At 63.5% G+C, this 16,594-nt stretch carries 18 protein-coding genes and 1 pseudogene; 10 read left to right on the top strand and 9 right to left on the bottom strand.

What is annotated here, in order from left to right:
* The first annotated feature begins 13 nt into the window (after positions 1-13).
* Positions 14-1,042, top strand: a complete 1,029-nt coding sequence (locus EOA13_RS03555; RefSeq protein ID WP_164779976.1) for a zinc-dependent alcohol dehydrogenase family protein — start codon at positions 14-16, stop codon at positions 1,040-1,042.
* 308 nt (positions 1,043-1,350) lie between these two features.
* On the opposite strand, the gene EOA13_RS03550 is transcribed toward EOA13_RS03555, so the two are convergent.
* Entirely contained in the window at positions 1,351-2,460 is a 1,110-nt protein-coding gene (locus EOA13_RS03550) for a TRAP transporter substrate-binding protein (protein WP_013528215.1), read from the bottom strand.
* A gap of 263 nt (positions 2,461-2,723) precedes the next feature.
* Here EOA13_RS03550 and EOA13_RS03545 point away from each other — a divergent pair, with 263 nt between their 5' ends.
* Positions 2,724-3,497, top strand: coding sequence for a gamma-glutamyl-gamma-aminobutyrate hydrolase family protein (locus EOA13_RS03545; RefSeq protein ID WP_127290109.1), 774 nt, complete (start codon positions 2,724-2,726; stop codon positions 3,495-3,497).
* On the opposite strand, the gene EOA13_RS03540 is transcribed toward EOA13_RS03545, so the two are convergent.
* The 5 genes and pseudogenes from EOA13_RS03540 to EOA13_RS03520 all read right to left on the bottom strand — a co-directional run bounded on the left by EOA13_RS03540 (position 3,498) and on the right by EOA13_RS03520 (position 7,551).
* Positions 3,498-3,902, bottom strand: coding sequence for a hypothetical protein (locus tag EOA13_RS03540; protein ID WP_164779975.1), 405 nt, complete (start codon positions 3,900-3,902; stop codon positions 3,498-3,500).
* Positions 3,903-3,979: 77 nt separating this feature from the next.
* Positions 3,980-4,963 (bottom strand): 2-hydroxyacid dehydrogenase, encoded by a 984-nt coding sequence (locus EOA13_RS03535; RefSeq protein ID WP_127289756.1) that lies wholly within the window; start codon positions 4,961-4,963, stop codon positions 3,980-3,982.
* Entirely contained in the window at positions 4,960-5,982 is a 1,023-nt protein-coding gene (locus EOA13_RS03530) for a LacI family DNA-binding transcriptional regulator (protein WP_081738944.1), read from the bottom strand. The genes EOA13_RS03535 and EOA13_RS03530 overlap by 4 nt, the downstream gene beginning before the upstream one ends.
* 77 nt (positions 5,983-6,059) lie before the next feature.
* A pseudogene (locus tag EOA13_RS03525) lies at positions 6,060-6,943 on the bottom strand (DMT family transporter).
* A gap of 200 nt (positions 6,944-7,143) precedes the next feature.
* Positions 7,144-7,551: a DUF2000 family protein gene (locus tag EOA13_RS03520; RefSeq protein WP_127289754.1), complete on the bottom strand. Its 408-nt coding sequence runs from the start codon at positions 7,549-7,551 to the stop codon at positions 7,144-7,146.
* 48 nt (positions 7,552-7,599) lie between these two features.
* On the opposite strand from EOA13_RS03520, the gene EOA13_RS03515 reads away from it, so the two are divergent.
* Positions 7,600-8,469 carry an AraC family transcriptional regulator gene (locus tag EOA13_RS03515; RefSeq protein ID WP_127289752.1) on the top strand — a complete coding sequence of 290 codons (870 nt, stop codon included), beginning with the start codon at positions 7,600-7,602 and terminating at the stop codon, positions 8,467-8,469.
* Positions 8,470-8,493: 24 nt separating this feature from the next.
* Here EOA13_RS03515 and EOA13_RS03510 read toward each other — a convergent pair whose 3' ends face one another.
* The 3 genes from EOA13_RS03510 to EOA13_RS39540 all read right to left on the bottom strand — a co-directional run bounded on the left by EOA13_RS03510 (position 8,494) and on the right by EOA13_RS39540 (position 9,646).
* Positions 8,494-8,964, bottom strand: a complete 471-nt coding sequence (locus EOA13_RS03510) for a MarR family winged helix-turn-helix transcriptional regulator (RefSeq protein ID WP_127289750.1) — start codon at positions 8,962-8,964, stop codon at positions 8,494-8,496.
* A 146-nt stretch (positions 8,965-9,110) separates the two neighbouring features.
* Entirely contained in the window at positions 9,111-9,389 is a 279-nt protein-coding gene (locus tag EOA13_RS39545) for a hypothetical protein (protein ID WP_348629745.1), read from the bottom strand.
* A complete protein-coding gene (locus tag EOA13_RS39540; protein ID WP_348629746.1) occupies positions 9,386-9,646 on the bottom strand; it encodes a hypothetical protein in 261 nt (86 codons plus the stop codon). Before EOA13_RS39540 ends, EOA13_RS39545 begins: the two co-directional genes overlap by 4 nt.
* On the opposite strand from EOA13_RS39540, the gene EOA13_RS39535 reads away from it, so the two are divergent.
* The 7 genes from EOA13_RS39535 (at position 9,587) to EOA13_RS03470 (ending at position 16,549) form a co-directional block, all read left to right on the top strand.
* A complete protein-coding gene (locus EOA13_RS39535) occupies positions 9,587-9,796 on the top strand; it encodes a hypothetical protein (protein WP_348629747.1) in 210 nt (69 codons plus the stop codon). The two genes, EOA13_RS39540 and EOA13_RS39535, sit on opposite strands and share 60 nt — an antisense overlap.
* Positions 9,797-10,111: 315 nt before the next feature.
* Positions 10,112-11,164 carry a GTP-binding protein gene (locus EOA13_RS03500; RefSeq protein ID WP_127289748.1) on the top strand — a complete coding sequence of 351 codons (1,053 nt, stop codon included), beginning with the start codon at positions 10,112-10,114 and terminating at the stop codon, positions 11,162-11,164.
* A 91-nt stretch (positions 11,165-11,255) separates the two neighbouring features.
* A complete protein-coding gene (locus tag EOA13_RS03495) occupies positions 11,256-11,534 on the top strand; it encodes a DUF1778 domain-containing protein (RefSeq protein ID WP_127289746.1) in 279 nt (92 codons plus the stop codon).
* Complete coding sequence (locus EOA13_RS03490) at positions 11,531-12,058, top strand: GNAT family N-acetyltransferase (protein WP_127289744.1); 528 nt, start codon at positions 11,531-11,533, stop codon at positions 12,056-12,058. Before EOA13_RS03495 ends, EOA13_RS03490 begins: the two co-directional genes overlap by 4 nt.
* Positions 12,059-12,165: 107 nt before the next feature.
* Positions 12,166-13,140 (top strand): WD40 repeat domain-containing protein, encoded by a 975-nt coding sequence (locus EOA13_RS03485; protein WP_127289742.1) that lies wholly within the window; start codon positions 12,166-12,168, stop codon positions 13,138-13,140.
* A gap of 611 nt (positions 13,141-13,751) precedes the next feature.
* The gene (locus tag EOA13_RS03475) at positions 13,752-15,131 is read left to right on the top strand and encodes an aspartate aminotransferase family protein (protein ID WP_127289740.1); all 1,380 of its coding nucleotides are present in this window, start codon (positions 13,752-13,754) and stop codon (positions 15,129-15,131) included.
* An 11-nt stretch (positions 15,132-15,142) separates the two neighbouring features.
* Complete coding sequence (locus EOA13_RS03470) at positions 15,143-16,549, top strand: glutamine synthetase family protein (protein ID WP_127290107.1); 1,407 nt, start codon at positions 15,143-15,145, stop codon at positions 16,547-16,549.
* The last annotated feature ends 45 nt before the right edge of the window (positions 16,550-16,594 follow it).

The raw sequence follows: 16,594 nt of genomic DNA, 5'->3' as shown, positions 1-16,594 counted from the left end.
CATGGTCAAAACCATGAAAGCGGTGCGGCTGGAAGCAGTGGGCGGCATCACGCTGCGCGAAGTCGACATGCCTGACATCGGTGCGGATGAGCTACTGGTGCGCATCGAAGCCTGCGGTGTCTGCGGCACGGACCGGCATCTGTTTCACGGTGAATTTCCGTGCACGCCGCCGGTGACGCCCGGCCATGAATTCTCCGGCATCGTCGAGGCGATCGGAAAATCCGTCTCGGGCTTTGCCGTCGGCGATCGCGTCACCGGCGACCCCAACATCGCCTGCGGGCGTTGCGCGCATTGTCATGCCGGACGGGTCAACCTCTGCAGCAATCTGCGCGCCATCGGCATTCATCGCGACGGCGGTTTTGCCGAATATCTTGCCTTGCCGCAGAAGCAGGCGTTTGTCCTGCCTGCGGGCCTGGACCCGATGCACGGTGCGTTCTGCGAGCCGCTCGGCTGTTGTCTGCATGGCGTGGACCTTGCCGGTATCAAACCGGGCAGCTCGGTGGTCGTGCTGGGCGGCGGCGTGATCGGCCTGCTCACCGTGCAGCTGGCAAGATTGGCGGGAGCCACGACCATCGTGCTGTCGACCAGGCAAGCCTCGCGGCGCGCGCTCGCCACGGATTTCGGCGCCACCGCGACGGTCGATCCGACCGCTGCCGATGTCATCGAAGCCATCGCCGGGTCAGCCGGTCCGGTGCCAGGCGGAGCCGACGTGGTGTTCGAATGCGCGGGCGTACGAGAGACCGTCGAGCAGTCGATGCGGCTGGCCCGCGCCGGCGGCACGGTCGTCATCGTCGGCGTGACGCCGCAAGGCGTGAAAGCTGAATTCGAGCCGTTCGACCTGCTGTTCCGGGAACTGAAGGTGCTCGGTTCCTTCCTCAACCCCTACACCCATCGCCGCGCCGCCGAACTCATCGCTTCCGGTGCGATCGAGATCGACAGGCTGATCTCCAGGCAGGTGGCGCTCGAAGACGCGGCGGCAGTGATCGCCAATCCACCGGCGCCGGGCGAGGTCAAGGTGCTGGTGGTGCCGCGCCGGGGCTGAGCTGGCTTTCAGGCGTTGGCGCCGCCCCTGACTGCCGGCCTTGGCTCCTTTCCTCTCCCTCCGGAGGGGGGAGAGGTGGCGCCGCGAAGCGGCGACGGAGTGGGGGAAGGCGTTCGCCAAATGCGCAGTAGCCGCAAGACAGGCACAATCTGGCGAGCAAGAAACCGCAGGCGGGCGGCGGAGGTCGACCCCCACTCCGTCGAGCTTCGCTCGACACCTCTCCCCCGATCGACGGGGGAGAGGAAGGGTGCAGGGCATTGAGGGGCGGCACAGACCTCGACCGCCAGCCAGTGCGAGCAATTGCAGCTCTACAGCTTGCCGTTGCGCTGCTGCACCATCATGAAGGTGTCGTAATTGTATTCGGCCACCTGCGCCCAGAGATAATGCTCCTTGCGGAAGCCCTTGATCGATTCCCAGATCTTCTTGAACGGGGCGTTGGAGGCTTCCATTTCGGTATAGACCTCGTTGGCCTTTTCGAAGCAGGCAGCCATGATCTCCTGGCTGAACGGGCGCAGTTTCGCGCCGCCGGCCACCAGCCGCTTCACCGCCGCAGGGTTCAGATAATCGTATTTCTGCAGCATGTTGGCGTCGGCCGCCTGCGCGGCAGTGTGCAGCAGCGACTTGTACGTCGGCGAAAGTTCTTCGTACTTCGCCTTGTTGAACATCAGGTGGACGGTCGGGCCGCCCTCCCACCAGCCGGGATAGTAATAATAGGGCGCGACCTTATAGAAGCCGAGCTTCTCGTCGTCATAGGGACCAACCCATTCGGCCGCGTCGATGGTGCCTTTCTCCAACGCGGGATAGATATCACCGCCGGCGATCTGCTGCGGCACGACGCCGAGCTTCTGCACCACCTTGCCGGCAAAACCGCCGATTCGCATCTTGAGGCCGGAAAGGTCGGCCACCGTGTTGATTTCCTTGCGGAACCAGCCACCCATCTGGACGCCGGTGTTGCCGCCCGGCAGGCCGAAAAGGCCCTGCGTGGCGAGAAACTCGTTGAACAGGTCGATGCCGCCGCCATGGTAATGCCAGGCATTCATGCCGCGTGCGTTGAGCGAAAAGGGAACCGCCGCACCGAGCGCCCATGTCGGGTCCTTGCCCCAGTAATAATATGCCACCGTATGGCAGGCCTCGACCGTGCCGGCCGTGGTGGCGTCGGCGGCCTGCAGGCCAGGCACCAGCTCACCGGCAGCAAAAACCTGGATCTGGAAATTGCCGTCGGTGGCTTCCGACAGCATCTTCGAGAACACCTCGGCGCCGCCATAGATGGTATCGAGCGACTTCGGGAAGGACGATGCCAGCCGCCATGTCACCTTGGGATTGGACTGGGCGATGGCAGGCGCCGCCAGCGTGGCCGCCGCCGCCGCGGCACCGACGCCGGTGACACCGGCCTTGCGAATGAATGAACGACGATCCATGAACTTCCTCCCTTTTGGATCAACAGGCCGACGTCAGGAAATCCTCGGTTTCCCTGTCGGTTCGTTCGAGACAATACACGGGCAAGAAGTCGAGTCCAGCAGGCCGACCCGATTTGACGGCGAAGCCCAGCTACCCTGCAACTATAGTCTAACAGGCCATTTCGTGGCCCATGCGACACGTTGAAACTTGGCATGGAAAAATGCCCGGCGATAGCCTATTTTGCAGGCAGGACATCCTTGCCCAGATGGAACATAGAGCCAAAATGCACCAGCCGCTCGTCGCCATATCGACCGACCTCCGTCAGTTCGACAACTACACCTGGCATGCAGCCCCACAACAATATCTGGAAGCGGCGATCACCGGCGCCGGCGTGTTTCCGGTGCTGGTGCCATCGTTCGGCGACCGGCTCGATTTCGACGAACTTCTGTCGTCGGTCGACGGCGTCATGGTCACCGGCTCGAAATCCAATGTGCACCCCTCGCTTTATGGCGGCGACGCCAGCGAAGCCAATGGCCCCTATGATCCGGCGCGCGACGCCACGACGCTGCCGCTCATCCGGCGGGCGATCGAACGCGGCGTGCCGCTGCTCGCCATCTGCCGCGGCATCCAGGAATTGAACGTGGCGCTGGGCGGCACGCTTGGCACCGAGATCCAGGAGCGCGAGGGTTCGCTCGACCACCGCGCGCCGGTGAGCGACAAGCAGGACGAACGCTTCGCCATCCACCAGACCATTTCGATCAAACCTGACAGTTGCCTGGCCGGCGTGTTCGGTGCCGGCGACATCAAGGTCAATTCGTTGCACCGCCAGGCGATCGACCGGCTCGGCTCGAAGCTGCAGGTCGAGGCCGTCGCCAGCGACGGCACAGTCGAGGCGGTTTCGGTGCGCGACGCCCGCGCCTTCGCCGTCGGCGTGCAATGGCACCCGGAATACTGGGTCAAGTCGGACAGCAATTCGGTGAAGATATTCCGTGCCTTCGGCGATGCGGTTCGGCTGCACGCCGCAGCGAAGGCTGGCGCACGGGCCGCAGCGGAATAATCAGTCGCCAGATTTCTTATCGCCTATGGCCGCCAGCGACAGCAGCGGCAGCGCTGGGGCATAGGATTCGTAGCCGTCGCCGTCGGCAGCCGCGAAGGTGACGATCGGATCGACGCCGTTGGCGCTGAAGGCGACCGTGCCGTCGTTTTGCTCGCGCCAGAACTTCGCCTGCTCTATGCCCGGCAAGAGCCGGCGGCATTTCGGAGCAACGGTGAGCAGCGACAAACCGTCCGAAATTTCAGCCCCGCGGCTGACTGCGCAGACCGCCTCATCGCCATTGGCGACCAGCCTGTAGCTGTTGGACGGGGCGGCCTCGTTGGCCACGCTTTCCACGCTGCCGCCATGAAACAGCTGAATGCCACCAAACAGCGCTGCGGCAGCGATCAATGCGGAAAGTGCTTTCATCATTCTTCATCCACGTACACGGATAGGTTGAAGAATGATTCCAAAGGGTTAAGCTGACGTTAATAAGTGAGGCAGCCTCAAGCTCGCGCCTTGACTTCCGCCGTCTCGGGGACCGGCGTCAACGGTCGGCGCCCGGTGAACCAGGACACCAGATTGTCGACGCAGAGATCCGCCATGGCGCGGCGGGTATGGTCCGAGGCCGAGCCGACATGCGGCAGCAGCGAGGTGTTGGGCGCGTCGAGCAGCGCCTTGGGCACGTTCGGTTCGTCGGCAAAGACGTCGAGGCCGGCGGCGGCGATGATGCCGGTGGCGAGGGCTGCCGCAAGCGCTGCCTCGTCGACCGTGCTGCCGCGACCGATGTTGACGAAGACGCCGTTGGCGCCAAGCGCCGACAGGATTTCGGCATTGACCGCCTTCTCCGTCGAGTCGCCCCCCGGCACGACCGAAATCAGCGTATCGACGGCTTCGGCAAGTCCTTTCAGGGTCGCATGGTACTGGTAGGAAAGACCTTCGACACGGCGCCGGTTGTGGTAGGCGACCGGCAAGCCAAAAGCTTCCAGACGCCGGGCGACGGCCTGCCCGATGCGGCCCATGCCGAAAATACCCACACTGCGCCCGCGCAAGGTCAGCCGGCTCAGCGGATAGTTGCCCTTGCGCACCCAGCTGCCGTCACGCAACCAGGTTTCGGCGCGCGGCAGGTCGCGGATGGTGTTGATCAGCAGCCCGATCGTGGTGTCGGCGACCTCCTCGGTCAACACGTCGGGCGTGTTGGTGACCATGATGTTCTTCGCTCGGGCATGGCCGACATCTACCGAATCATAGCCGACGCCGAAGGAGGCGATGAGTTCGAGGTTGGGCAAGGCATCCATCATCGCCGCGTTGATGCCGGCGAACGAAGCGATGCCGCGCACATCACTGCGCATTTCGTCAGTGACGAGCGCCGGATCGGCGCGTTCGATTCTGACACGCCTGAATGTGCGGCTGATGCGGTCGACCGCATGGTCGTTGAAATCGCCCGGCACCAAGATGGCGACGGTCTGCAATTGTTCGGCCTTGGTCATGCACGCTCCACCGGCTTGCCGGTCGACTGACGCACATGCAGTTCCGGCTTGATCAATTCCTGCGAGGGCCGCACCGTCTGGCCGTTGAGCTTGTCGAGCAACGCGCTGGCGGCGCGGCGGCCAACCTCACGCTGGCCGTTCCAGACGGTGGTCAGGGCCGGCGTCGCGATCGCCGCCTCTTCGAGGTCGTCATAGCCGGTAACGGAGATGTCGACGCCGGGCACAAGGCCGGCACGGGCAATGCCGTTCATCAGGCCGATGGCGACAAGGTCGTTCCAGCAGCAGGCAGCCGTCGGTCTGTCCTTCAGCGCCAGGAACTGTCCGGCAGCCTCGAAGCCGGCCTGCTTGGTGCGTGGGCCGGCGATGCGCCATGACGGCCTGACTTCCAGCCCGGCCGCCTCCATCGCGTTGACATAGCCCTGGTAGCGGTCACGGCCGGTCGAGGTCTGGTCGGTGCCGCCGATCATGGCGATGCGCTTGTGGCCGAGCGAGATCAGGTGGTTGGTGGCAAGGCCTGTCCCGTAAGAGTCGTCGCCGCGAAAGACCGGCACGTCGGCACCCTCGACGGTGCGCGCGATCAGCACAGCGGGGAGGCCGTTCTCCTCGGCCATCAGGATATCGGAAGCCGGCGTGCCTATCGCCGGCGACATGATGACGCCGTCGGCGCCGAGCTGCAAAAGCGTATCGATGAAGGTGCGCTGCTTTTCGAGCTGATCATAGTGGTTGGACAGGATGAAGGTCTGCCGGCTGCGGTCGAGCTCGCTTTCGATCGAGCGCAGGATCTCGGCGAAGAATGGGTTCATGATGTCGTGGACGACGACGCCGACAATGCCGGAACGCGAGGTGCGCAGGCTGGCGGCGCGTCGGTTGTAGATATAGCCTATGGCGCGGGCATGTTCCTTGATGCGGTCACGGGTGGTCCCGGCAACCAGAGGGCTGTCGCGCAGCGCCAGCGAGACCGTGGCCGTGGACACGCCGAGCGCATCCGCGATCGTCGAAAGCTTGATTTTTTGTGCCAGCGACGTGTGCTCCCCGAGCCTGAACTTCCAGACCTAAACTGTTTAAAGGCGGCGTTATGCCACCGATCGGGGGCAAATCAAAGTTTTTTTGCCAACGCCTCGGCCTCGACATCCGAGGCCGCGCGGCTCCGCAGCCGAAGCCTATGCTCGCGATGGACGATGTAGAGACCGCTGGCGACGATGATGACGGCGCCGACCAATGTCCAGCGGTCGGGAAACTGCTTGAAGACGATCCAGCCGGAAATGATCATCCACACCATCTGCGAATAGGGATAGGGCGCCAAAGCCGTGGTTGTCGCCAGCCGGTAGGCCTGGACCAGCAGCCAGTGACCGACGCCGCCGAACACGTCGAGCATCAGCAGCACGAACCAGTGCCAGCCATCATGCGGCAGAGAAAACGAAAACGGCAGCAGGGGCAACAGCAGCAGCGCCGGCGCCAGCGCCGAAAACAGGATGAGGCTCTCCGATGTCTCGGTCGCCGACATGCGGCGCGTCATGATGACGTAGAAGCAGTTCGACAGCATCGAGCCGAGCGCGAAGAGATGTCCGATGCCGAAAACGCCGACGCCCGGCCGGGTGATGATGAGGACGCCGGCAAAGGCCGCCAGGATGGCCAGCCAGCGCCGCCAGCCGGCCCACTCGCCAAGCAGCGGACCGGCCAGTGCCGTGATCACCATCGGCCCGAAGAAATAGATCGAGGTTGTCTCGGCCAATTGCAGGGATTTGAGCGCCAGGACATTGAATATGGTCGATCCGAACAGGAACGCGCCACGCAAGATATGCGCCGGCAGGTTGACCGGACGAAACCGCACCGGTTCGCGCCAGCCGCGCAGCAGCGCGCCGACCAGCACCACATGCACGGCAAAGCGCACCAGGCAACGACCAGCACGGAAACGCTGGCAAGGACGAGGTATTTGCTTGATGTGTCGAGGAAGGTGAAGCAGACATAGGTGGAAAGCATGCACAGGATCGCCACCGGGGGCGTCGCGCTTTCTACATGTCTTTGGGGAGCACTCACTTGCAGGCCGGGTGGGAAGCTGGGCTGAAGCCCACCTTTGCGGGAATTGCCGGCTCCCGGCAAGGCAATTGTCGGCTGTCGCCACGCCAAAGCCGGCTGGCACAACAAGTGTCGGCGGCAGGCTTAGTCGATACCTTTGAAAGCTACGGGTGCATACGGGTGCCCTTGGTGATCTTGTCGACCAGCTTCTTCTCGGCGCGAAGCGCGATCCCGACCACCTTGGCGTCTTCAGGCGCGAATTCGGCGAAGACGGCGCGGTTGGCCGCGTCAAAGCCGGTCGAAAACATCTCCTCGACATAGAGCGAGGTGGTCACGCCGCGCTCCAGCGTGCGCCGGTGGATCGTGCCCAGCGTCGTCTGGTCGGCGGACAAAACGATGACCGGCTGGATCGACAGCGGGTTGTAGAGATTGCCGGCGCGGTCGTGATAGGGCTCGCCGATGATGTCGGGAAACTGGGCGACGATGCCGCTGGTCAGGAAAGCGGTGACGTTGAGTTTCTGCCAGACCGGCAGATCCTCCCGGAGCACGATTGCAAATTTCGTATCGAACATGAGACATTGGCCATTCGGTTGTGCCCCAATGCGAGGCTGAAGGAGACGATGTCGCACGATCTAGACAGCCAGGCTTTCAAGGGTCTTGGACGTTTGTGCGTCGATGCGGCGGAAAACCGTATCATCTCCGCCCCCGATCCCGCAGGCATGGAGCGGATCGAGGCGCGCTTCCATGGCAGCGCGTTCGACCTGCATCGCCACGACACCTATGCGATCGGGGTGACGCTGCACGGTGTGCAGACGTTTCGCTATCTCGGCGCTGCGCGCCACAGCCTTCCGGGCCAGATCATCGTGCTGCATCCCGACGAGTTGCATGACGGCGGCGCCGGCACCGAGGACGGCCTGCGCTACCGAATGCTCTATCTGGAGCCGTCGCTGATGCTCGCCTGCCTTGGCGGCGCTTCGCTGCCTTTTGTCAGGGATGGCGTGGTGACGGACGCCGCCTTTTGCGCAACGCTGCTTTCGGCGCTGGGTCCGCTGGAGCAGGAACTCGACGAGTTGTTCGTCGACAACTTCCTGACGCAACTGATGCAAAGCCTGATCCGGCATGGCGGCCAGTCGGCGAAGCCGATGACCAGGACGGCGTGGCGGGCGGCTGCGCTGGCGCGCGACTATCTCACGGAAAACCTGAACCGGCCGGTGCGCTCCGGTGAACTGGAAGCGGTAACCGGGCTTGATCGCTATGCCTTGTCACGGCATTTCCGTGCCGCTTTCTCCACCAGTCCACATCGCTTCCTGGTGATGCGCCGGCTTCAGCGCGCGCGGCGGATGATCGCCGCCGGCGAACCATTGGCACAGATCGCGGTCGAAGCCGGCTTCAGCGACCAGAGCCATTTCATCAGGCAATTCAAGAAGGCGTTCGGCATGACACCGGGACGCTGGTCGTCGCTGATCCAGGGCTCTGCCGCGGCGGCCTGATCGCCTGCCGCGACAATCCGCCGGTCAGTCGTCCGATTCGGCGTCGTCGTCGATGAGCACCAGTTCCTCGTTCGAGAGGTTGGCCTCGATGCGGGCAAGCAGTTTGAACAGCGACTTCTGGTCCTTCTTGTCGAGGCCCTTCAGCGCCTGCTTTTCGGTCTTCTTCACCGATTTCTCGATGGCGTGGATGATGTCGCGACCGGTGTCGGTGAGGAAGATATGCGCCTGACGGGCATCGGCCGACGAAGCGCGCTTCTCCAGAAAACCCTGCGCCTGCAGCCGGTTGATGGTCTTGGTGATGGTCGGCGGGCGCACGCCGAGGCGTCCGGCCAGATTGCCAGGCGTCTGGCCGTCCTCACGGTCGAGCGACAGCATGATCTGGTCCTGGCCGGCATAGAAGCCGTGCGCCAGAAGCCGGGCAGCCAGCGCCGTTCTTGCCAGCCTTGCCGCGGAATGCAGCCGGCTCATTGTCGCAGTCTTGTCCGCCTTGGCCATGGTTTTCCCTCTTCGGCCGTACCGGTGCGGGCAGCATAGAGGCAGCCGGCCGGTTGGCAATCGACGATCAAAAAGATTCCGGTGCTTCAAACAGCTTTGCCGGCAAGCATTGTGGTGTCCGCCGTGGCTAATGCCAGATGTTTATTTCAGTTAGATGACAAACGAATTCCCAGCCGGAGTTTTCGTCGCGAGCAGGGTGGTGGAGTGACCGCCGCTCGGCCAGGCTTCACCGCTACGATCATCAGCGCCTGATAGGCATCCTCCAATTCGCGCAGCGCAGCCTGCGATTGCGGTCCGGCCCGCCTGGCTATGCCGTCCGCGGCATTCGAGGTGTCGCGCTTGCCCCGCCGGTCGTTGTAGGGCGCGACAGAGGTGAAAATCTGCTCGCTGAGACTGTCCGGGAAGAACAACTGGCCGGTCATCACCGAATTGTCGTCGGGGAAGACCTTGAAATGGATATGGGTGGTGCGGCCGCGATACCAGCCGGGATAGATGGTGGCGAAGGAAACGATGCCGCTTGCATCGGTCTTCTGCCAACCACGCAGGAAGGTCTGGCCCGACGTGTCGACGTCGCAGCCGTCACCCTGTCTGGATAGCCGGAATAGGCGCCTTGCGCGTCGCAATGCCAGATGTCGACGCGGGCGCCGGCAAGTGGGCGGCAGTCCGCGTCGACAACCTGCAGCCGAACGCCAAGGGCTATGCCCTTCTTGCCTTCGGTGACGTCCGCACGTTCGAGTTTCGGGTCGAAATAGAACGGCCCCTCGGTCACTTCAGGCGTAATGGTGCAGACACCGGCTCCGTTTTCGAACAAGGCCAGTCCGGCATAGGGTAAAGTCTGGTCTGCTATCGCGGCGGCGGGCAGGAAGGCACCACCGCCGGCGGTGACCGCGATCAAACCGAGCGCCTGGCGCCGGCTCATTGAGAAGGAGGATGGCTTGCCGGACATATCTTGCCTCTCGAATTGGCCTCTCGTATCCTGATCTAGGCGGTCACAGCGGCTCTCGCCAATGAAAATTCGGCAATGTCGGCAAGCCGGTTTGGCCCATCGGTTTGCCCCGTGCAAAAGCCCGGCACACACCCTATATGGAGCCGACATTCCCTTTTTCTCAGGCCGAATTTTCGAGGCCCAGCACTTTCGAGGCAAGCCATGAGCGACGCACAGACGCAGATCCCCGTAACCGTTCTCACCGGCTATCTCGGCGCCGGCAAGACGACGCTGCTCAACCGCATCCTGTCGGAAAACCACGGCAAGCGCTACGCCGTCATCGTCAACGAGTTCGGTGAAATCGGCATCGACAACGATCTGATCGTGGAATCCGACGAGGAAATCTACGAAATGAACAATGGCTGCGTCTGCTGCACGGTGCGCGGCGACCTGATCCGTGTCGTCGAGGGCCTGATGCGCCGGCCAGGCCGCTTCGACGCCATCGTGGTCGAGACCACCGGGCTCGCCGATCCGGTGCCGGTGGCGCAGACCTTCTTCATGGACGACGACGTGCGCTCCAAGACCAGGCTTGACGCGGTGGTGGCACTGGTCGACGCCAAGCACCTGCCGTTACGGCTCAAGGATTCCAGGGAAGCCGAGGACCAGATCGCCTTCGCCGACGTCGTCGTGCTCAACAAGACCGACCTCGTCACATCAGAAGAGCTCGCCAAGGTCGAGGCGACGATCCGCGCCATCAATCCGGCGGCGAAGATCCATCGCACGACGCGAGCCGGCGTCGACCTGACCGAAGTGCTCGACCGCGGGGCCTTCGACCTGTCGAGGGCACTGGAAAACGATCCGCACTTCCTCGAGGCGCATGAGGATCACGATCATCATGACCACGATCATGACGGCCACGATCACCACCACCATGATCATGACGGGCACCACCATCACGCCCATGCGTCCGACATCCATGACGTGACGGTGCAGTCGGTGTCGCTGCGAGGCGGCGAGATGGACCCGAAGAAATTCTTTCCGTGGATCGAGAAGATCACCCAGATGGAAGGCCCCAACATCCTGCGGCTGAAAGGCATCATCGCGCTCAAGGGCGACGACGAACGCTATGTCATCCAGGGCGTGCACATGATCATCGAGGGCGACCACCAGCGCGCATGGAAAGACGGCGAAAAACATGAGAGCCGGCTAGTGTTCATCGGCAGGGAACTCGACGCCGAACGGCTGGAGAAGAGTTTTGATGCCTGCCAGGCCTAGGTCATCCTTCGTAGCGCTACTCAGTGCGAGTTGAATATCTCCTCGTGTACACATATCATGTGTACACGATATTAGCGGCGAGGAGTGACCTATGCCTAGATCAGCCGACAACAAGACCGAGCGCTACCAAATCCGCATTCCGGCTGAGCAGAAGGCGATGATCTCCCGCGCCGCAGCGCTGTCGCACAAGGACATGGCCGACTTTATCCTCGACAAGGTCGTGCCCGAAGCGCAGGCCGTGATCGAAGCAGCCGAGATGACGAAGGTGTCCGGTCGCGATTTCTCGCGCATCCTCGACCTGTTGGAGCACCCGCCAAAGCCAAACGCCAAGCTCAAGGCCGCGATCGCTGCCTTGCCGGCTACTCTGTGACGCTTCCATCCTGGCACGAAGAACCGATTGCGAAACGTCATGATCGGGCTTCCTTCGATTGCGGCGACGCTCAGATGCACGATTTTCTGCGGCGGTTCGCGCGACAGAGCCACGACCAGAATGCAGCCAAGACCTTCTGTGCAATCGATGATACGGCTTCGGAGCGTATCCTCGGTTTCTACACAATCGCACCGTCCGCAGTCGCCCATGAAACCGTGCCCGAAGCCATGACGAGAGGCTTGGCGCGACACGAGGTTTCCGGTTTCAAGCTTGCACGGCTCGCGACCGACCGCACCGTCGCAGGGCAAGGGCTCGGCGGTCAGTTGCTTGCTGCCGCGGCGTTGCGCTGCCTACGGCTTGCCGGCGAGGGCGGCGGCATCCTGCTCATCATCGATGCCAAGAGCGAGCGGGCGGCAAGGTGGTATGCCAGTTATGGCGCCGAGCCCCTCCAAGGATCGGATTTGACCCTGGTGATGCCCCTGGCGACGTTCGCAACCGATCTGCGGGAGAGAGGGCTGCTTTGACAACCGCCTCTCGCGACTTGCCTAACCTCATGGTTGCCGGAACCGCAAACGTCGAGTAAGCCGCCCGGGCTGTCTCTACAATCTCGTCCAGGTGAATAAGAATAGTCATGCCCACAGTCGCCCCGCTTGATCTCGAAGGCCATTGCATCGCCGCCGTCTTTCTCGGTGACGTGCCGCATTTCGCGATGGCCGACGGCGCCGTCCATCGGCTCGACCATGGCCACAAGACAGTTCAGGCCAATGACGGGGTGCTTGCCGCCTTCCATGATGCGGCCAATGACCGGCTGATCACCGGCGGCGAGGACGGCAAGGTGTTTGCCGTGAAAGCGGGCGGCGAGGTCACGGAATTGGCAAGCGCGGCCAAGAAGTGGATCACCAGCGTTGCCGCCGGGCCGCAGGGCGCCATCGCCTATGCCTCAGGCAAGACAGCCTTCGTGCGCTTTGCCGATGGCAAGACCAGGGAATTCGCCCATCCGCGTTCGGTGGAGGGGCTGGCCTTCTCGCCCAAGGGCATGCGCTTCGGCGTTGCCCGCTACAATGGCGCGACGCTGCATTTCCCCGCCGCCGAGGGCAAGCCGGTGGAACTCGAATGGGCCGGTGCCCACACCGGCGTCACCTTCTCTCCCGATGGCGCCTTCCTCGTCACCACCATGCAGGAAAACGCGCTGCACGGCTGGAAGCTCGCCGACGGCAAGCACATGCGCATGACCGGCTATCCCGGTAAGGTGAAAAGCCTGTCGTGGAGCGTGAAGGGCAAGTGGCTGGCGAGTTCCGGCGCGCCGGCGGCGATCGTCTGGCCGTTTTCCGGCAAGGACGGCCCGATGGGCAAGGCACCGCTGGAGCTCGGCACGCGCGGCAACGCCATGGTGACGGCTGTCGCCTGCCACCCGAGCCAGGATGTCGTTGCCGTCGGCTATGATGACGGCATGGTGATGGCGGTGCGTTTTGCCGACGCCAAGGAAGTGCTGTTGCGGCGGCCGGGCAAGGGCGCCATCACCTCGATGATGTGGGACAAGGAAGAACGCCGGGTTGCCTTCGGTAGTGCCGCCGGCGATTGCGGCGTCATCGATATCACGGCCTGACCCCGCTCACTCCGCTCCGCACGACACTTTGCGATTTCAACCGGTTTGCCGTCCTGGTCCGTATCCGCCGCGGCGTCGTAGACGGCGAGCGTATAGCTCCCGTCGTAGACGCCTTCGTCGCTGGTCTTGGTCAGGATCGTCAGTTCAACCGAGTTGATCTTTTGCGCGGCCTCGTGCTCACGATAGATGTTCAGCCGCAATTCCTTGCCGTCGAGCCAGTACTGCGTCAGGTTGGAATCCTCGAACACGGTCTTGCGCAGGGTGTCGCCGGCAGGCCGGCTCAGAATTTCGAGGTTGCCGCGAAAGTTGAAGGTCGGCCCGCCCATGCCTCTGGTGACGCCTGCCTCGACCTCGAATGTCGCCGCCGTGTCCTCGGTGGAGCACCAGATGCCGCCCGAGGCAAAGGCAGCGCCAGCCGACGACAGAAGCATTGCCACACATATGATCGTTCTCATTTTGCCCCTCCACCTCAAATCCCGCTCATATTGGCGCTGACTTCGGCAGCACGGTCAAGCGCCGCTGCCAAAGGCTGAGCCAACGCAGGACAGATGCGCGGCCAATTGCGGATGCAGACACGGATTGTCTAAGAGGGATCGACCAGAGGGGTTTTCATGCACAGCGACACGTCCAGGACGTCCATCGGCGGCATCGGCCGCGACCGCATTGCCGATTTGCGCGAGACCGAGGGGGCAGCCTTCCGCAAGGCGCGGCCGCAATCGCAGGCAAAGGCCGGCAACGGCCTGCCCGGCTTCTTCGGCGGCGTCCCTATGCACTGGATGAACGACTGGCCGACGCCGTTCCCGATCCTGGTCGACAGCGCCAGGGGCGCGACGATCACCGATATCGACGGAAACAAGCTCGACGATTTCTGCCTTGGAGACACCGGCTCGATGTTCGGCCATTCGCCGCCACCGGTGGCACGCGCCATCCGCCGCCAGGCTGGACGCGGCCTGACCTATATGCTGCCTTCGGAAGATGCACTCGCCATCGGACCGCTGCTGCAGCAGCGCTTCGGCCTGCCGTTCTGGCAGATCGCGACGACGGCGACCGACGCCAACCGCTTTGCGCTGCGTGTTGCCCGTGCCGTCACCGGCCGCGAAAAAATCCTGGTCTTCAACGGCTGCTATCATGGCTCGGTCGACGAGACGATGGTGCGGCTGATCGACGGCAAGCCCGTCAACCGGCCGGGATTGGCCGGCGAGTTCCGCGACCTGACCCGCACGGCCAAGGTCATCGAGTTCAACGATGTTTCAGCACTCGAAGCCGCGCTTGGGGATAAGGACGTCGCCTGCGTCATCGCCGAGCCGGTACTGACCAATTCCTGCATGGTGCTGGCCGATCCGGGTTACCATGACGCCCTGCGCAAACTGACACGCCAAGCCGGCACGCTGCTTCTGATCGACGAGACGCACACGATCTCGACCGGCCCCGGCGGCTATACGAGGAAGTATGGCCTCGACCCGGACCTCTTCGTGCTGGGCAAGCCGATTGCCGGCGGTGTGCCGGCCAGTGTGTGGGCGATGAGCGATGATGTCGCCTCGCGCTACGCAGCCTACAACAGGGATAAGGACCCGGGCTATTCCGGCATGGGCACGACGCTGTCGGCCAACCCGCTGCAGTTCGCGGCGATGCGCGCCACGCTCGAAGAGGTGATGACCGAGGGGAATTACGACCGGATGGATCATCTGGCGCGGCGGCTCGATGCTGGGCTGACCGGCGTGATCGATCGCTATCGTCTGCCCTGGCATGTTTCCCGCGTCGGCGCCCGCGTCGAGTTCATCTGTGCGCCCGGTCCGCTGCGCAATGGCGCCGAGGCGGAAATGGCGCATGCACCGGAACTGGAGGCCGCCATCCATGTCGCGCTGGTCAATCGCGGCGTGCTGATCGCACCCTTCCACAACATGATGCTGATCTCGCCGGCGACCTCGGCTGCCCAGGTCAACCGGCTGATCACCGCCTTCGGCGCGGTTGCGGCGAAGCTTGCGGCATGAGACAAGCGGCGATGGACCACCCCAATGCCATGATGACCTCACCTTCGGGCTCGACACCTGCCGAGGCGCAAGCCTTTCTCGACGCCCATCCCGAGATCGAGGCCTTCGATATCGTGCTGACCGATGCCAATGGCGTCGGCCGTGGCAAGATCGTGCGCCGGCATGAGCTTAAGAGCATCTTCGAAGGCGGCCGCCACATGCCGATCTCGATCCTCGGCCTCGACATCACCGGCGAGGATGTGCACGAGACCGGGCTGATCTGGACCACCGGGGACGGCGACCTCAGGGCCTGGCCGATCCCCGGCACGCTGGTGCCGCTCTACGGCACGAGCCCGCCGCGCGGCCAGTTGCTGATGGCGATGTACATGCTCGACGGCCGGCCGATGTCGTCGGATCCGCGGCTGGCGCTGGCTCGGCAGGTGGAGATCCTGGCGGCCAAGGGTCTGTACCCGGCCGGAGCCTTCGAGCTCGAATTCTTCCTGCTGGCCAACGAACGCGACGCCGACGGCAAGGTGCAGCCCGCGCGCGCCGTGCTCGACGGCCGCGTCTCGGGCAAGACTGAAGTCTATTCGGTCGATCATCTGCACGGCATGGAGCCGCTGTTCTCCGACGTCTATGCCGCGGCCAAGGCGCAAGGCATTCCGGCCGAGACGGTGATTTCCGAATATGCGCCCGGCCAGTACGAACTGACGCTGAACTACCGCAAGGATGTGATGCGGGCGGCCGACGATCTGGTCATGCTGAAGCGGCTTGTGCGGGCGCAGGCGCGCCGCCATGGCGTCACCGCCTGTTTCATGGCCAAGCCGATCGAGAAATATGCCGGCTCGGGCATGCATTTCCACGTCTCGCTGCAGGACAAGGCCGGCCGAAACGTCTTTGCCGAAGCCGGCGGCGAGAGCTGGTCGCTGCCGCTGCTGCAGGGGCTCGGCGGCCTGATCCAGACCATGGCGGAATCGATGCTGGTGTTTGCACCGCACGCCAATTCGTGGCGGCGCTTCGTCTCGCAATCCTATGCGCCGGTGGCGCCGACCTGGGGTGTCAACAACCGATCGGTGGCCTTACGTGTGCCGGCCGGCGACGCCAAGAACCGGCGCATCGAGCACCGGCCGTCCGGCGTCGACGCCAACCCTTATCTGATCGCCGCGACCGTGCTCGCCGGCATCATCAAGGGCATGGATGAAGGCCTCGATCCGGGTCCCGAAACGACCGGCAACGGCTATGAGGCAGCGGTCACGCGCACGACCATGCCTGTCGACTGGCGCGCCGCGATCGAAGCGGCGCGGACGTCCAGCTTCCTGAAGAACGCGCTCGGCGAGGACCTGCACCGGACCTTCGTGGCGATCAAACAGTCCGAGTATCTGCGGGTGGCACGCACGGTCAGCGAACTGGATTACCACCTCTATCTGCACGAGGTTTGATGGATTCATGATGGGCGGCGATCACTTTTTCGCCGCCTCCATCAA

Source organism: Mesorhizobium sp. M7A.F.Ca.US.011.01.1.1 (assembly GCF_003998295.1).
In the GTDB taxonomy this organism is placed as follows: domain Bacteria; phylum Pseudomonadota; class Alphaproteobacteria; order Rhizobiales; family Rhizobiaceae; genus Mesorhizobium.
Note: the sequence above shows the minus strand (reverse complement) of the source record. Positions and strands in the feature narration are given on the sequence as shown.

Coding starts and splice junctions, on each gene's coding strand:
- EOA13_RS03520 (WP_127289754.1), bottom strand. CDS start 7,551: ATGTTCGATACGAAATTTGCAATCGTGCTCCGGGAGGATCTGCCGGTC.
- EOA13_RS39535 (WP_348629747.1), top strand. CDS start 9,587: ATGCCAGATGTCGACGCGGGCGCCGGCAAGTGGGCGGCAGTCCGCGTC.
- EOA13_RS03545 (WP_127290109.1), top strand. CDS start 2,724: ATGCACCAGCCGCTCGTCGCCATATCGACCGACCTCCGTCAGTTCGAC.
- EOA13_RS03540 (WP_164779975.1), bottom strand. CDS start 3,902: ATGAAAGCACTTTCCGCATTGATCGCTGCCGCAGCGCTGTTTGGTGGC.
- EOA13_RS03475 (WP_127289740.1), top strand. CDS start 13,752: ATGCACAGCGACACGTCCAGGACGTCCATCGGCGGCATCGGCCGCGAC.
- EOA13_RS03510 (WP_127289750.1), bottom strand. CDS start 8,964: ATGGCCAAGGCGGACAAGACTGCGACAATGAGCCGGCTGCATTCCGCG.
- EOA13_RS03535 (WP_127289756.1), bottom strand. CDS start 4,963: ATGACCAAGGCCGAACAATTGCAGACCGTCGCCATCTTGGTGCCGGGC.
- EOA13_RS03555 (WP_164779976.1), top strand. CDS start 14: ATGAAAGCGGTGCGGCTGGAAGCAGTGGGCGGCATCACGCTGCGCGAA.
- EOA13_RS03500 (WP_127289748.1), top strand. CDS start 10,112: ATGAGCGACGCACAGACGCAGATCCCCGTAACCGTTCTCACCGGCTAT.
- EOA13_RS03515 (WP_127289752.1), top strand. CDS start 7,600: ATGTCGCACGATCTAGACAGCCAGGCTTTCAAGGGTCTTGGACGTTTG.
- EOA13_RS03470 (WP_127290107.1), top strand. CDS start 15,143: ATGGACCACCCCAATGCCATGATGACCTCACCTTCGGGCTCGACACCT.
- EOA13_RS03485 (WP_127289742.1), top strand. CDS start 12,166: ATGCCCACAGTCGCCCCGCTTGATCTCGAAGGCCATTGCATCGCCGCC.
- EOA13_RS03495 (WP_127289746.1), top strand. CDS start 11,256: ATGCCTAGATCAGCCGACAACAAGACCGAGCGCTACCAAATCCGCATT.
- EOA13_RS03550 (WP_013528215.1), bottom strand. CDS start 2,460: ATGGATCGTCGTTCATTCATTCGCAAGGCCGGTGTCACCGGCGTCGGT.